General features: G+C 62.8%; 15 protein-coding genes. 6 read left to right on the plus strand and 9 right to left on the minus strand.

The window, feature by feature from the left end; translation table 11 throughout:
- Positions 1 to 7 precede the first annotated feature (7 nt).
- The gene (locus tag CO664_RS17550) at positions 8 to 694 is read left to right on the plus strand and encodes an ABC transporter ATP-binding protein (RefSeq protein WP_037414153.1); all 687 of its coding nucleotides are present in this window, start codon (positions 8 to 10) and stop codon (positions 692 to 694) included.
- A 13-nt stretch (positions 695 to 707) separates the two neighbouring features.
- Here the strand turns inward: CO664_RS17550 and CO664_RS17555 are convergent, their stop codons facing one another.
- Positions 708 to 1,175: a DUF5680 domain-containing protein gene (locus CO664_RS17555; protein WP_097539448.1), complete on the minus strand. Its 468-nt coding sequence runs from the start codon at positions 1,173 to 1,175 to the stop codon at positions 708 to 710.
- Positions 1,176 to 1,237: 62 nt separating this feature from the next.
- Here CO664_RS17555 and CO664_RS30725 point away from each other — a divergent pair, with 62 nt between their 5' ends.
- Both CO664_RS30725 and dnaE read left to right on the plus strand, forming a co-directional pair.
- Positions 1,238 to 1,396: a hypothetical protein gene (locus CO664_RS30725; RefSeq protein ID WP_158254926.1), complete on the plus strand. Its 159-nt coding sequence runs from the start codon at positions 1,238 to 1,240 to the stop codon at positions 1,394 to 1,396.
- A 296-nt stretch (positions 1,397 to 1,692) separates the two neighbouring features.
- A complete protein-coding gene (gene dnaE, locus CO664_RS17560) occupies positions 1,693 to 5,187 on the plus strand; it encodes a DNA polymerase III subunit alpha (protein WP_097539449.1) in 3,495 nt (1,164 codons plus the stop codon).
- A gap of 27 nt (positions 5,188 to 5,214) precedes the next feature.
- Here dnaE and CO664_RS17565 read toward each other — a convergent pair whose 3' ends face one another.
- On the minus strand, positions 5,215 to 6,432 hold the full coding sequence (locus CO664_RS17565) for a L,D-transpeptidase family protein (protein WP_097539450.1): 1,218 nt from the start codon (positions 6,430 to 6,432) through the stop codon (positions 5,215 to 5,217).
- A gap of 178 nt (positions 6,433 to 6,610) precedes the next feature.
- Entirely contained in the window at positions 6,611 to 7,900 is a 1,290-nt protein-coding gene (locus tag CO664_RS17570) for a DNA polymerase IV (RefSeq protein WP_097539451.1), read from the minus strand.
- Positions 7,901 to 7,974: 74 nt separating this feature from the next.
- Between CO664_RS17570 and CO664_RS17575 the strand changes: the two genes are divergently transcribed.
- The gene (locus CO664_RS17575; protein WP_280953099.1) at positions 7,975 to 8,562 is read left to right on the plus strand and encodes a GNAT family N-acetyltransferase; all 588 of its coding nucleotides are present in this window, start codon (positions 7,975 to 7,977) and stop codon (positions 8,560 to 8,562) included.
- Between the two features lie 50 nt (positions 8,563 to 8,612).
- Here CO664_RS17575 and CO664_RS17580 read toward each other — a convergent pair whose 3' ends face one another.
- Positions 8,613 to 9,266, minus strand: a complete 654-nt coding sequence (locus CO664_RS17580) for a hypothetical protein (RefSeq protein WP_037414158.1) — start codon at positions 9,264 to 9,266, stop codon at positions 8,613 to 8,615.
- Positions 9,267 to 9,268: 2 nt separating this feature from the next.
- Complete coding sequence (locus CO664_RS17585; RefSeq protein WP_037414160.1) at positions 9,269 to 9,538, minus strand: DUF3572 domain-containing protein; 270 nt, start codon at positions 9,536 to 9,538, stop codon at positions 9,269 to 9,271.
- Between the two features lie 156 nt (positions 9,539 to 9,694).
- On the opposite strand from CO664_RS17585, the gene CO664_RS17590 reads away from it, so the two are divergent.
- Positions 9,695 to 10,066: a response regulator gene (locus CO664_RS17590; protein WP_037382972.1), complete on the plus strand. Its 372-nt coding sequence runs from the start codon at positions 9,695 to 9,697 to the stop codon at positions 10,064 to 10,066.
- Positions 10,067 to 10,083: 17 nt separating this feature from the next.
- Positions 10,084 to 11,451, plus strand: coding sequence for a PleD family two-component system response regulator (locus CO664_RS17595; protein ID WP_097539453.1), 1,368 nt, complete (start codon positions 10,084 to 10,086; stop codon positions 11,449 to 11,451).
- Between the two features lie 570 nt (positions 11,452 to 12,021).
- On the opposite strand, the gene rpmG is transcribed toward CO664_RS17595, so the two are convergent.
- From rpmG to CO664_RS17615, 4 genes are all read right to left on the minus strand, one after another.
- Complete coding sequence (gene rpmG / locus CO664_RS17600; RefSeq protein ID WP_034795357.1) at positions 12,022 to 12,189, minus strand: 50S ribosomal protein L33; 168 nt, start codon at positions 12,187 to 12,189, stop codon at positions 12,022 to 12,024.
- Between the two features lie 95 nt (positions 12,190 to 12,284).
- Positions 12,285 to 13,469: an MFS transporter gene (locus CO664_RS17605; protein WP_097539454.1), complete on the minus strand. Its 1,185-nt coding sequence runs from the start codon at positions 13,467 to 13,469 to the stop codon at positions 12,285 to 12,287.
- A gap of 12 nt (positions 13,470 to 13,481) precedes the next feature.
- Entirely contained in the window at positions 13,482 to 14,105 is a 624-nt protein-coding gene (locus CO664_RS17610) for an NUDIX domain-containing protein (RefSeq protein WP_234819785.1), read from the minus strand.
- Positions 14,106 to 14,191: 86 nt separating this feature from the next.
- Positions 14,192 to 14,647, minus strand: coding sequence for a DUF983 domain-containing protein (locus CO664_RS17615; protein WP_037414170.1), 456 nt, complete (start codon positions 14,645 to 14,647; stop codon positions 14,192 to 14,194).
- Between the last annotated feature and the right edge of the window lie 11 nt (positions 14,648 to 14,658).

Consider the following 14,658-nt stretch of genomic DNA (forward strand, 5'->3'; position numbering starts at 1 on the left):
AACGTAGATGAATGCGCGCGTGGCACTGCAGCTCTCCGGCGTCGAGCGGCACTATGGCGAGGGGGATACCTACCTGCCGATCCTCAAGGGTGCCGACCTGACGCTGCGGAGCGGCGAGACGATTGCGCTCGTCGCGCCCTCGGGCACCGGGAAGTCGACCCTGCTTCACCTCGCCGGGCTGCTCGAACATCCGGACGAAGGAGACGTGATCGTCAACGGCATCCCATGCAACGGCCTCAGCGACGACCGGCGCACGGCGATCCGCCGCAACGAGATCGGCTTTGTCTATCAGTTTCACCACTTGCTGCCGGAATTCTCAGCGCTCGAGAACATCATGATGCCGCAACTGATCGCCGGCTTGTCCAAGGCGGAGGCGGCCGAGAGGGCGAGGGCACTGCTGGACTACATGCGGATCGGACACCGGGCTGCACACCGGCCGGCCGAACTTTCCGGCGGCGAGCAGCAACGTGTGGCGATCGCCCGGGCGGTCGCCAACGCGCCGCTCATCCTGCTGGCCGACGAGCCGACCGGCAACCTCGACCCCGAGACGGCTGGCTATGTCTTCGAGGCGATGGAAGCCCTTGCGCGTCAGTCAGGCCTAGCGGCGCTGATCGCCACCCACAATCACGAACTTGCTGCTCTTATGGATCGTTGCGTGACGATCGAGGACGGCAAGGTCGTCGAACTTCGATAGGCCGGAAGGAAGCTCACGGCACGATCAGTCCGCCGCGATAATCGAGCTCATAGGCCTCTTCGCCATCGACGAATATGGTCTCGCGTCCGGAAAAGTGGTCGGTCCCGCCGCGGCTGCTGTCGATATAGCAACCATAGGCGTGCTGATATTCCATGCCGCCGAGGAAGTGGCGCTTCTCGTGATACATCGTCTGCAGCGCCGCCTTGATGACGGCGCCGCCCCGTCGCGCATCGATCAGTTCCGGTCGGACGATCCGGCCGAAATAATTCATCGCCCAGCACGGCTTGCCGTCGTGCCAGACCGCTTCCTGACCGGCGAAGTCGCTGCCGCCGAAATAGCTGTCGAGATAACGCCAGGCCCCGCGCTGATGGCCAATATCGTGGGAGCCTGTCCGGCACGCCGGCAGCCTGGCGCCATCACTGACATAGGTTTTAGCCTTAGCTTCGACGATGAAGTCTGTGAGTTCGTCGATGTTGATCATGGGCGTTCCCCTGGTATTGGATTGAGGATGCCTCAAGAGGATGCGCGTGTAAAGAACAAATAGTGAACAAACGTCTCCGCACCGCAGCCTTTTTGGCGGCAGATCGCCCCAAGGCCTTGCGTTTGGATGCCACCCTATTCGTCGATTCGGTCGGCCTGGCGTTTTGCCAGTCGCGTGGAAAGCTGATCGCCTTGGTTGCATTAACCATAGCCGGTGAATAACGGGCGTTTCATGCGTGCTTGCTTGACCATTGAACAAAAATAGAACAAAAAAAGAACAATAGCCGAAAGGAGCCATGTTATGACTGATTTCGTCCGTGATCTCGCTGCCTTCGCCTCGATGACCCTTTTCATCGCCAGCATCTCGGTGATCGCACTCGGCATGTGACCGCTCCACCCTTTCCCACGGTCCTCCGCTCTGCGGCCCTGGCAAAAACATCCCCGACAGGGCCGGAAGACTGGACAGTCGCGGCGGGAAACAGGATATCCTCGCACCGAACAGGAATCGGAGTGCGGCAATGGCAGGCGAGGATAGCATTGGGCAGAGCATGGCGGACGCGAATCCGCAATTCGTTCACCTGCGCGTGCACTCGGCATATTCGCTGCTCGAAGGCGCGCTGCCGCTGAAGAAGATCATCGCCAAGGCGGTGGCCGACGATCAGCCGGCCATCGGCATCGCCGACACGAACAACCTTTTCGCGGCGCTGGAATTTTCCCAGAAGGCGGCGGACGAGGGATTGCAACCGATCATCGGCTGCCAGCTCTCCATCGACATGGAGGACGAGGCGGAGGGGGAGCGGCGCGGTCACGCGCAGCAGCTCGCCAAGCTGCCTTCGATCGTCCTGATTGCCGCGACCGACGCAGGCTATGTCCGTCTCGTCGACCTGGTCAGCCGCGCCTATCTCGAAGGCGAAGGTCATCAGGCGGCGCGGGTGACGCGCTCCTGGCTCGCGGCGGGCGGCACCGATGGTCTGATCGCGCTGACGGGCGCCGGCAGCGGCCCTGTCGATCTGGCGCTGAAGGCCGGTTCGGCCGCTCTTGCCGAGGGGCGCCTCAAGGCGCTGGTCGAGCTGTTCGGCAATCGCCTCTATATCGAACTGCAACGGCACGGCAGCTATGATCGACGTCATGAGAGCCGGCTGGTCGAGCTCGCCTATCGCTACGACATTCCGCTCGTGGCGACGAACGAGGCCTTTTTCCCGTCGCCGGCCGACTATGATGCGCATGACGCGTTGATGGCCGTTGCCCACAATGCCGTCGTCTCTGACGACCGCCGCTTCCGGCTGACGTCGGATCACTATCTCAAGAGCCGCAAGGAGATGGCAGCGCTTTTCGCCGATCTTCCGGAAGCGCTGGAAAACACCGTGGAGATCGCGCGGCGCTGCTCCTTCATGCTGAAGACCCGCGGGCCGATCCTGCCGCGCTTCACCGGTGCCTCGGACGATCCCGTCGAGGCCGAGCGCGCCGAGTCCGCCGAGCTTCGCCGCCAGGCGGAGGAGGGGCTGGAGAAGCGGCTCGCCAAGCTCGGCATGGCGCCGGGCTACAAGGAAGAAGACTATCGCGAGCGCCTGGCCTTCGAACTCGGCGTCATCGAGCGCATGAAGTTTCCGGGTTATTTCCTGATCGTTGCCGACTTCATCAAATGGGCGAAGCAGCACGACATCCCCGTCGGTCCGGGCCGCGGCTCGGGCGCCGGCTCGCTGGTCGCCTATGCGCTGACGATCACCGACGTCGATCCGATGCGCTTCTCGCTCCTCTTCGAGCGCTTCCTCAATCCCGAGCGCGTCTCGATGCCGGACTTCGACATCGACTTCTGCCAGGACCGCCGCGAAGAGGTGATCCGCTACGTGCAGCAGAAATACGGCCGCGAGCAGGTGGCGCAGATCATCACCTTCGGATCGCTGCAGGCGCGTGCGGCGCTGCGCGACGTCGGCCGCGTGCTCGAAATGCCCTACGGCCAGGTCGACAAGATCTGCAAGCTGGTGCCGAACAATCCGGCAAACCCGACGCCGCTGTCGAAGGCGATCGAGGAGGAGCCGCGCCTTAAGGAGGAGGCGGAAAAGGAACCGGTCGTCGGCCGGCTGCTCGATATCGCGCAGAAGATCGAGGGTCTCTACCGCCACGCCTCGACCCATGCGGCGGGCATCGTCATCGGCGACCGTCCGCTGTCGCAACTGGTGCCGATGTACCGCGATCCGCGCTCCGACATGCCGGTCACCCAGTTCAACATGAAATGGGTCGAGCAGGCAGGCCTCGTCAAATTCGACTTCCTCGGACTGAAGACCCTAACCGTGCTGAAGACGGCGGTCGACTTCGTCGCCAAGCGCGGCATTCAGGTCGATCTGGCGAGCATTCCGCTCGACGATCCCAAGACCTACGAGATTCTGTCCCGCGGCGAGACGGTCGGGGTGTTCCAGGTGGAAAGTGCCGGCATGCGCAAAGCGCTGATCGGCATGCGGCCGGACTGCATCGAGGACATCATCGCGCTGGTGGCGCTCTACCGTCCCGGTCCGATGGAAAACATCCCGGTCTACAACGCCCGCAAGCATGGCGAGGAAGAGATCGAATCGATTCATCCGAAAATCGATTACCTGCTCAAGGAAACGCAAGGCGTTATCGTCTACCAGGAGCAGGTGATGCAGATCGCCCAGGTGCTGTCGGGCTATTCACTCGGCGAGGCCGATCTCTTGCGCCGCGCCATGGGCAAGAAAATCAAGGAGGAGATGGACAAGCAGCGCGCCCGCTTCGTCGAGGGCGCGGTCGGCAATGGCGTGTCGAAGCCGCAGGCGGACCTGATCTTCGATCTGCTCGCCAAATTCGCCAATTACGGCTTCAACAAGTCGCATGCGGCCGCCTACGCCATCGTCTCCTACCAGACCGCCTATATGAAGGCGCATTATCCGGTCGAGTTCCTCGCGGCGTCGATGACGCTCGACATGTCGAACACTGAGAAGATCAACGACTTCCGCCAGGACGCGATGCGCCTCGGAATTCAGGTTATCGCCCCCTCGGTGCAGAGCTCGTTCCGTCCTTTCGAGACCGGCGACAACCGGATCTATTACTCGCTGGCTGCCATCAAGGGCGTCGGTGAATCCGCCGTCGACCACATCGTTGCCGTTCGCGGCGACCGTCCCTTCGCGAGCCTCGAGGATTTCTGCCTCCGGATCGACCCGAAACTTCTGAACCGGCGCGTCTTTGAAAGCCTGATCGCCGCCGGTGCTTTCGACTGCTTCGGTTACGACCGGGCCGAGCTCATCGGCGGCCTCGACCGGATTCTCGGCTTTGCGCAGCGCGCCCAGGAAAACAAGCTCAGCGGCCAGAGCGACATGTTCGGCGCGGGCGCTGCGACGGGTCCCGAAAAGATCGCTCTGCCGGCCTACACGCCCTGGCTTGCCTCGGAGAAGCTGCACCGCGAGTTCCAGGTGCTCGGCTTCTACCTTTCCGCCCATCCGCTCGATACCTACAACAATCTCCTGGCGAAGATGCGGGTGCAGACATTCGCGGATTTTTCCGCCGCCGTGAAGAAAGGGGCGACCGCGGGCCGCCTTGCCGGCACCGTGACGTCGAAGCAGGAGCGCAAGACGCGTACCGGCAACAAGATGGGCATCGTCGCCTTCTCCGATGCGTCGGGCCAGTTCGAGGCGGTGCTGTTTTCCGAAATGCTGCACCAGTATCGGGACCTGCTGGAACCCGGCAAGTCGCTGGTGATGACGGTAGACGCGGAGGAGCGGCCGGAAGGCGTCGGCCTTCGCATCCGGACGCTGCGGTCGCTCGAAGAGGAATCGCTGCAAATGCAGAAGGCGCTGCGCGTCTATGTGCGGGACTCCGGCCCCTTACGCTCCATCGCCTCGCACCTCAACGCCAAGGGCGACGGCCTCGTCTCCTTCATCGTCATCAAGGACAACGGTCAGCGGGAGATCGAGGTCGAGCTCAGCGAGAGATACCGGATCTCGCCGGAAATCGCTGCGGCCCTTCGCTCCGCGCCGGGTGTCGTGGACGTCGAGCTGGTATAGGCACCGGCCGCAAGCGTCAGCGACCGCTTACGGAGCGCGAGTAATGGTGATGAAATCGGTCCCTTCGCCGGTCTCCAGCCCGGTGTCCGTGTCGGAAACCGACAGCGACGATCCGTCGGCAAGGAGGCTTGCTATGCGCCGGCGCACGTCCACGGACATTGTGAGGCGGCTCAGGCTCCGCTGAAGGCCGTTGTATTCCATGCGGTCGGCGTCCACCGTGATGCCCAGCCGTTGTTTCGCGGCCTTTGAGAGCGCGTTGTCGAGCGACATGCCGAACCACTTGCCCTCGCCGGTTGCTGCGTCTGTATCCTGGTACTGCAGAAAATGCGTGCCGAGCGCCAGTTCGGGTCTCTCTATCCTTACGTCCGCCTCGAAGAGCGGTTCAAACGCGCGGCGTACGCGCAGAATACCGTTCGCCGGCATGTCCCTGCCGGCCTTGCGATAGACCGCCCCGATCAGTTCCGGGGTCGCTTTTCCGTCCACCGGCAGCCCCTCTGCCGTCTGGAACGAGCGGATCGCCGCAAGCGTCATGGGGCCGCTGCGGCCATCCGGCTCACCCGCGTCGTAGCCGAGCATCGTCAGCAGCACCTGCAGATCGCGCATCGTCTCCCGGTCGCCACGCCGGGTGATCAGAATGCGAATTGGCGGCTGATCGTGCTCCAGCACCGGCAAGGGGTTGCTTTCCGTCATGGCGACTTCGACGGAACTCCCGTCGAAATGGCTGATGGCGGGCCGCAGCGGCACGTCCGACATCGGCCGCTGCGGCGGGCGCGCCTCTCTCGGCTGGAACAGCATCACGCTCGAAATTTCGGCGGGCGTCACCTGGCGATCGGAGATCACCACGTGCATGCCGCGTTCTGTCATCTTGAACAAGCCGACGGCGAATTTGCTCGGCAGGCGCACGCAGCCATGCGAGGCGGGATAGTCCGGCACATGGTTCGACCCATGCAAGGCGATACCGGACCAGGTGAGCCGCTGCATGAACGGCATCGGTGCATTCGAATAGATGTTGGACCTGTGATGGCGGCGCTTTTCGAGAATCGAAAAGATGCCCGTCGGCGTCGTGTGGCCGCGCTTGCCCGTCGAAACATTGGACGTCGCGACGACGGTGTCGCCGTCATAGACGACGAGCGACTGCTGCTGCCTCGAGACGACGATCTGCAGCGGCGGCTTGGTGCCGGCCACAAGCGCCGACGGCGCCGACACGATGAGAACGGCCAGTCCCATTCCGAGAGTGATACGCAATACAAACCCTCATCCGACCTGAAGCGCAATACCGATGCAGCGCTTCCATGCGGCCCTTTTCATGCACGCCTCGGTCGAGCGGGCGCGCCGAAATCTGTCGAGCAAGGATACGGATCAAGATTTAACGAATTGAAACACAGGAAGCCGCGCCGTCGCCGAGGGGCAAAGGGTTTACGCGCTATTGGTCGCGTCGGCGTTGGCCGAACGTATAGCCCGTTTCGACGCTGGCCTTGCCGAACTTGTCGCGCAGCTTGTTGATCGCCTCCTCGGCCGCAGCGCGTCTGGTCGCCAGAGGATCGACGAGATCCGGCGGATCGGCGAGATCGGGATGGGTGAGGTCGCTGACGCCGATGCCGATCAGTCGGTATTTCGTACCGTCGACCTCTCTTTCGAGCAGCTGGAGGCCGACCCGAAAGATGCGGTCGGCCAGCCGGGTCGGACTTTCGAGCCGCCGGTTGCGGGTGCGGAGCTTGAAATCCGCGGTCTTGAGTTTCAGGACAACCGTTTGGCCGGCAAGCTCCGACTTGCGCAGCCGCAGCGCCACCTGCTCGCTCAGCCGCCTGAGATGCGAAACGAGCTCGTCCGGGCGCGACAGGTCGTCGTTGAATGTCGTCTCCGAGGAGACGCTCTTCGCCTCGCCGTCGATCTCGACGGTGCGCTCGTCCTGACCGCGCGACAGGCGGTATAGCCTTTGGCCCATCGAGCCATAGCGGCGCATCAGGTCCGCTTCGTCCATCGTCTGCAACTGGCCGATGGTGCGGATTCCGTCACGCTCCAGCGTCGCGGCAAAGGCCTTGCCGACGCCCCAGATCAGCGTGACCGGGCCCTCCTTGAGGAAATCGACCGCCTCAGCCTGGCCGATGACGGAGAATCCGCGCGGCTTCTGCAGATCGGAGGCGACCTTTGCGAGGAACTTGCAGTAGGAAAGCCCGACCGAGACGGTGATGCCGACTTCCTCTTCGACGCGTTTCGCGAAGCGCGCCAGCGTGCGGGCAGGGGGATGGTGATGCAGCCGCTCGGTGCCGTTCAGGTCCAGGAACGCCTCGTCGATCGAGAGCGGCTGCACGAGCGGTGTCAGCTCGAGCATCATTGCCCTGACTTCGCGCCCGACCTGCGAGTACTTTTCCATGTTGGGCTTGATGACCACGGCTTGCGGACAGGCTTCGAGCGCCTTGAACATCGGCATAGCCGAGCGGACGCCGTGAATGCGGGCGATGTAGCAGGCTGTCGAGACGACTCCGCGCTTGCCGCCGCCGATGATCACCGGCTTGTCGGCAAGCTCCGGATTGTCGCGCTTCTCGATCGAGGCATAGAAGGCGTCGCAGTCGATATGCGCCAAGGTCAACCGATAGAGTTCGGCATGGCTGAGAAGCCGCGGGCTGCCGCAGGCCAGACACCGTCGCACCGGCGCAGCCAGTTCCTTGAGGCAGTCTCGGCAGAAGCCGGAAAACGGTGCAGCGCTGGTCATGGAGGAACAAATGTTGAACGCGGTGACTTTACGCTCTACGCTAGTGAGTCTCAAGGCGGCGATCGGAGGCCATGGTGGATATCGCCCTGCAATTTGCGCCGGTGACACGGGATCTCTGGCCAGATTTCGAGACGCTCTTCGGGCCGAAGGGGGCCTATTGCGGCTGCTGGTGCGTTGCCCTGCGCCTGCCCTACAAGATCCGCGGCACCATGTCGGCCGATGACCGCAAGGCGTATATCCGCGAGCGCATCGAAGCCGGCCCGCCGCCGGGCATCCTCGGCTATTGCGAGGGAAGGCCGGTCGCCTGGATCCAGGTCGGCCCTCGTCAGGATGTGCCGCAATTCAATTCGCCGCGAACGTGTTCGCGGCCGTTGGAAGAACGCGAGGCCGAGGACGCAAGCGTCTGGGCGGTGAGCTGCTTCTTCCTTGCCTCGCCGCTGCGCGGCAAGGGACTTAGCCACCATATGCTCTCTGCGGCGATTGACCATGCGCGGGCGAGCGACGCGCACTACCTCGATGCCTGTCCGATCGATCACACGAAGCGGCCGAAATCGGTGGGTCTCTATATCGGCTCGACGGCGATTTTCGATGCGGCCGGCTTCGAGACGGTCGCCTGCCGCAAGGACGGCAGGCCGCTGATGCGACTGGACTTGAGGCAATGACGATGCGTCTGGAAATTCTGCCGGCCTGTGGAACGCCGCCCCGGCTTGCTTCAGCCGCCCGTCGTCGCGCCCCAGTGGGCGCGGATCAGCCCTGCCGCTACGCCCCAATCGGCGGCAACCTGGATGCCGGCGGCCGGCGTCGGGGCGAGTGCGCGAAACTCCGCGTTCGCCATCAGATTGATGAGGAAGGAGGAGGGCGCGTGCTCCTGCACGGAATGGAGGTTGCGCAGGATGTCGTCGATGAAGACGAGCGGAAGGCGGCGCTCCCCGTGCAGGTGCTTGACGAGCGGTCCCTTCGGCTCCTCGGAGGCAATCAGCGGATAGGGAAGGCCGAGGGCGTCGAGCAGGGCAGTGCGCAGCGGCGCATGGCGCGGCGGCATCGCCGTCAGGAAGACGATGTCGGCCTCTTCCGAAAGTGCCGTGAGCGTCTCGACGGCCAACGCGGCCGGCGTCTGCCATTGATCCTGGGCGGTGTAGAAGGCTTCGAGCAGCGCTTCCGCCGTCGCTTCGCTGACTGGTTCGCCGCTCCGCCGGTCGATGATGTTGCCGGCAAGGCGAAAGGAGCGCGGGAGCAAAACGTGCTCGCGGGCCTCCAGGAATGCGATGAACGGAGTCAGGAATTCGAGCACGACCTCGTCGACGTCGGTGACGATCAGCGGCCGTGGCTTAAGAGGCACGTCGCCAGGAGCGGCGAAGGTAGGCATGCTCAATCCTCGAAGTGCGCCGGGCCGGAAAATGCCTGGTGCGCCCAGACGACGTCTTCGGGAGCGGTCCCAGTCGCCGCACAGAAGGCGATGAGCGTCGGCTCGTGGTCCATCAGAAAGGCGACGACCCCGCCCATGAAGGCCGGGTCCCCCACGGCTTTGCGCAGCGACACAGGGTCGGTGCCGGTCAGCGCCAGGAAACGCGACAGCAGTTCCGGTTCGTTGGCGAGCCAGCCGAGGATCGCGATCGCCGTTTCGTCAGCGCTCTTCATGTTCTTGAATCTCTTCTCATATGGCGCTCGGAGTTACCTCTTTTTCAACCAAATATCGTTAGTCTTGCGACCGAGAAAGTGGGTCGAGTCACCGTTCGTGAAGCTTATATCTCTCCAGGGGACTTGCAAGGCGGCGACAGACAGCAAGGGATCGACATGCCCAAACAGGTGATGATTGTTGAGGATAACGAGCTGAACATGAAGCTCTTCCGCGACCTGATTGAGGCTTCTGGCTATCAGACGATCCAGACGCGCAACGGCATGGAAGCGCTCGAACTAGCGCGCAAGCACCGGCCCGACCTCATCCTCATGGACATTCAACTGCCGGAGGTTTCCGGCCTCGAAGTGACGAAATGGCTGAAGGAGGACGACGAGCTCCACGTCATTCCGGTCATCGCCGTAACCGCCTTCGCCATGAAGGGCGACGAGGAGCGTATTCGACAGGGCGGATGTGAAGCCTATGTGTCCAAACCGATTTCCGTTCCGAAATTCATTGAAACAATCAAGACATATCTGGGCGATGCCTGATTGCCGGGAAAGACGATATGACTGCTCGCATCCTCGTCGTCGATGACGTACCAGCCAACGTAAGGCTTCTGGAGGCGCGCCTCGTCGCCGAGTATTTCGATGTCTTGACCGCCGGCGACGGACGCTCCGCATTGGCAATTTGCGAGAATACGCCGGTCGACCTTATCCTCCTCGACATCATGATGCCGGACATGGACGGCTTCGAGGTTTGCGCGAGACTGAAGGAAAACGGCCGCACCGCCCATATTCCCGTGGTCATGGTGACGGCGCTTGACCAACCCTCCGATCGGGTCCGGGGCCTCAAGGCCGGTGCAGACGATTTCCTCACCAAGCCGGTCAACGATCTGCAGCTGATGTCCCGGGTGAAAAGCCTGGTGCGGCTCAAGAATGTCAGCGACGAATTGCGCCTCAGGGCGCAGACGGCGCAGACGATCGGGCTGCAGGAACTTGCCCGCGCCGACCGGCCCGACGAGCCCGGCAACGTGCTCCTTGTCGACGGTCGGGCCTCCTCGCAGGAGCGGCTGCTGCGCGCCTTGAAGCCGATCGCCGACGTTTCGGTGATCTCCGACCCCCAGGCTGCCCTTTTCGAGGCTGCGGAGAACAGCTTCGATCTGGCGATCGTCAATGCCAACTTCGACGACTACGATCCGCTGCGTCTCTGCTCGCAATTGCGCTCTCTCGAGAGGACGCGCTTCATACCGATCCTGCTCGTCACCGAGCAGGGGAGCGAAGAAATGGTCGTCCGCGCCCTGGAACTCGGGGTAACGGACTACATCATGCGGCCGGTCGATCCCAACGAGCTGGTGGCGCGCTCCCTGACGCAGATCCGCCGCAAGCACTGCAATGACCGGCTGCGCGCCAGCGTCCAGCAAACCATCGAATTGGCGATCACCGATGATCTCACCGGCCTTCACAATCGCCGTTACCTCGACAGCCATCTGAAGCTCCTGATCGATCGGGCGAGCGCGCGCGGCCGGCCGCTTTCGATCTGCATCACCGATATCGACCGCTTCAAGCTGGTGAACGACACCTATGGGCACGATGCGGGCGACGAAGTTCTGCGCGAATTTGCCAACCGCGTCCGTGCGACGGTTCGCGGCGCCGATCTCGCCTGCCGGTTCGGCGGCGAGGAGTTCGTCATCGTGATGCCGGACACGACGCCCGAGATGGCCGCGATCGTCGCGGAGCGGCTTCGCTTGATGGTTGAGGGACGCGCCTTCGGGATTTCACAGGGCGAAACGATCCTCAGCGTCACGGCGTCCCTGGGCATCGCCACGCTGCGGCCCCGGGACGATACGCCCGAAGCCCTGCTGAAGCGCGCCGATACGGCGCTGTACCAGGCCAAGAACAACGGGCGCAACCGGGTCGTGGCGGCGGCCGCGTAAGCCGAATTGGCAAGCGGCGCTCGCCGGCCGTCACGGACTTCGCCATTGGGCGTATGGGAGAGCGAAGCATACGCCCAAACTCAGCTTGCCATCTTACTTATAAGTTGTATCTTTTGCCGCATCGCTGATGCTGGGGCAAGCATTTCCAAAGAGCGGTCGGTTCGGATTTGTCCGAAGACGAGACAGAATTAACCAAACGCCGAGCAACGCGCTCCGGCGATTAAGAATTCGTTGATTTTTTTTTATTTTCAAGCAATGCTGATATTAAGGAAGTGTGACTTCCACGATCGATCGGTTACCCCATGATGCTCAGGTCCGCCGCATCTCCTGGGTCGTGGGGTCGGTCGGCTGGTTTCCGACATCCGCGGATTCCTCGTGCCGCAGTCGGAGCCAGCCGACCCCCTTTCAAAACGCCGCTTCGGACTGAGGCGGCGTTTTTCGTTGCCGATCGCAAGGCGTCGCGCGTGCTGTCGGACGCTGTTCAAGCGAAGAACTTCGCCATCGGCTGCAGCCAAAGAAAAAGCGCCGAACCTTGCGGCCGGCGCTCATCGGTCGAACCGAAACGCGATCTTACTTGATCTTCGTTTCCTTGAATTCGACGTGCTTCTTGACGACCGGATCGTACTTCGTCTTCGTCATCTTTTCCGTCATCGTGCGGCTGTTCTTGGTCGTGACATAGAAGAAACCCGTGTCGGCCGTCGACAGCAGCTTGATCTTGATGGTGGTAGCTTTCGCCATGGTCGTCCTGCCTTTATAGAAAGATGAAAGCCGTGGACAACCGGTTGCGGGCCACGGTCAAGGTTGGCGCGAAAGTACAAATCGCGGCCGAAAAGTCAAGGCCGTTTTGGATTCAAAACCATGCGGGCGAGCGAAAGCACGACATAGAGCCCGAAGAAGCCGGCAATGGCCCAGGCAAACCCGTCGTTGCCGGTGACATCCATTGCGGCGCCGATCACTTGCGGGCCCGCTACCGTGCCGACGGCGTATGAGAACACGAAGGCTGCGTTGGCGGCCGCGAGGTCGGCCCCCTGGAGTCGGGCGCCTAGATGGCTGAGTCCGACCGTGTAGAGGCCCGAGACGCACCCTCCCCAGAACAGAAGCACAAGTGCCATGAGAAACCAGTTTTCGACCAGCATCGGCAGAAACAATGCGCCCACGAAGCCGATCAAGGTCAGTGCCGACAGGATCGTACGGCGATCCTTCACGCGGTCGGACAGCATGCCGAGCGGAATCTGAAAGATGAAATTGCCGATGCCCATGACGGTCAGGAGCAGAGCCGCCTGCGATTCGGTAAAGCCGGCGCGTGTCCCGAAGATAGGGAAGAGCGAAAGGCCACCATATTCCACCGCGCCGAAGATGAAGACGGCGGCGGTGGCCGTCGGCACGAGGAAGACGTAACGCATGAAATGGCGTTTCGGCTTCTCGTCGAGGGCCGGGCTTTCGTTGCGCGCGAGAAAGATCGGAATTGCCGAGAGCAGGATGACCACCGCGCCGACGGCGAAGGGCAGCACGCCCTCGCTCCCCAGCATAGAAAAGAGCAGGGGGCCGCTGGCGAAGCCAAGCGAGAGCACCGTGCCGTAGATGCCGAGCACGAAGCCGCGCCTGTTGGGCGGCGCAGTGGCATTGATCCAGAATTCCGAGAGAATGAAGAGAACAGTAATTGCACCGTGAAACACGATTCGAAGCGGAAACCAGAGCCAGAAATTGCTGACGTAGTAGAAGCCGAGCGCGCTTGCCGCCGCGAAAACGATCGCCAGCAGCATGGTCGGCGCAACGCCGTGACGATGGGCGAATTTCATTGTGAACGGAGCGGCGGCCATCGATGCGATGCCGGCCATCGCGGCATTCAACCCGTTCAGCGTCGGTGCGATGCCGCGCTTTTCCATGATGATGCTGAGCAGCGGAAGGCCAAGACCCATCGCAATGCCGACGGCGGTGATCGACGCAAGCGCAGCGATCAGCGAAGGCCAGTGAATTTCGTCAACCGGCGCGGATGTGCCGGACTGCGGCTTCGACATTCGGCAGGATCCCTAGAGAAGCGTGCGAAGAAAGCGCCCGCGGCGCGTGAAGTAGAACGGGATTGCTCGGTCATGAGGAAGCGAGGAATCCGCCTCAAGCCCGGCTCTCAGATCCGCGAGGATGATTGCGGTGATCTCCGGCACTTGGAGAGACGAGAAGTCGTTGACGTCGATCCACTGCAAATCCTGAAGCTCCCGGCTGTCCAGGATAGCAGACGGATCGATTTCGGCCTCATCCGCGAAGACTGCAAAGAAGCGCGTGTCGAACCGCCGCGCTTGTCCCGGCGGCGTGATGGCCCGCGCCATATAGCGCAAGTTTGTGAGATCGGGAAGAAAGGGAAGGGGAGCACCCGACGGGCTGTGCTGCCGGCCGAGACATACTCCCGCCTCTTCGAAGAGTTCTCGCGCGGCCGCGAGCGCCAGCGCCCGGGCGCGTCCCTCGGGGATCGGGCGCCCTTCGCTTGCCTTCAGCGCGCTGAGCACTGTCGGCTTCAGATCGCCGGAAAATCCCAGCCGATGGTCCGTCGGATCGCGGCGGCCACCGGGAAAGACATAGAGGTCGGGCATAAAGGCATGGGCGCTGTGGCGCTTGCCCATCAGGACACGCACGCCCTTGTTGGAGCGGTCGAGGAGCATGATCGACGCCGCGTCCCGCGGTCGGAGCGGCGGATGCTTGGCCGCGCCCGGCTGTGGCTGCGGCGGGCCGCTGCTCCGATTAGGCTTCATGCCGAGGGATCCCGCGGCGGCAGGATGTCTTCCGGCCGGTCTTCGTGACCGCCGAAGCCGTGCATCTTGAGAGCCCATTGCAGGCCGATGACCGCGCCCTTGACCGGCTGCATCAAAGCGAGTGCGCTGACGAGCGTCACCGGCGCCCAGAGCGCCAGGTGCTGCCAGGTGGTGAGCGGAAGGACGAGATCGGTCATCATATAGCCGCCGAGCACCACATGGCCGACGATCGTCACGACGATATAGGGCGGAAAGTCGTCGGCACGGTGATGGTCCATTCGCTCGCGGCAGACGGCGCAGGCATCCACCGATTTGACGAAGCTTCGAAACAGTCGGCCCTGGCCGCAGGCGGGGCACTTCCCGAGAAAGCCGCGCTTCATCGAGCGGCCGACGGGCCGCTCCTCCCGCTGCTCCCCGCCCAGTTGGAGCTTATCCGTTGCCATTGCCTTCATGCCCAATCCTA

This window comes from Sinorhizobium sp. NG07B (assembly GCF_002532005.1).
GTDB classification, from domain to species: domain Bacteria; phylum Pseudomonadota; class Alphaproteobacteria; order Rhizobiales; family Rhizobiaceae; genus Sinorhizobium; species Sinorhizobium fredii_C.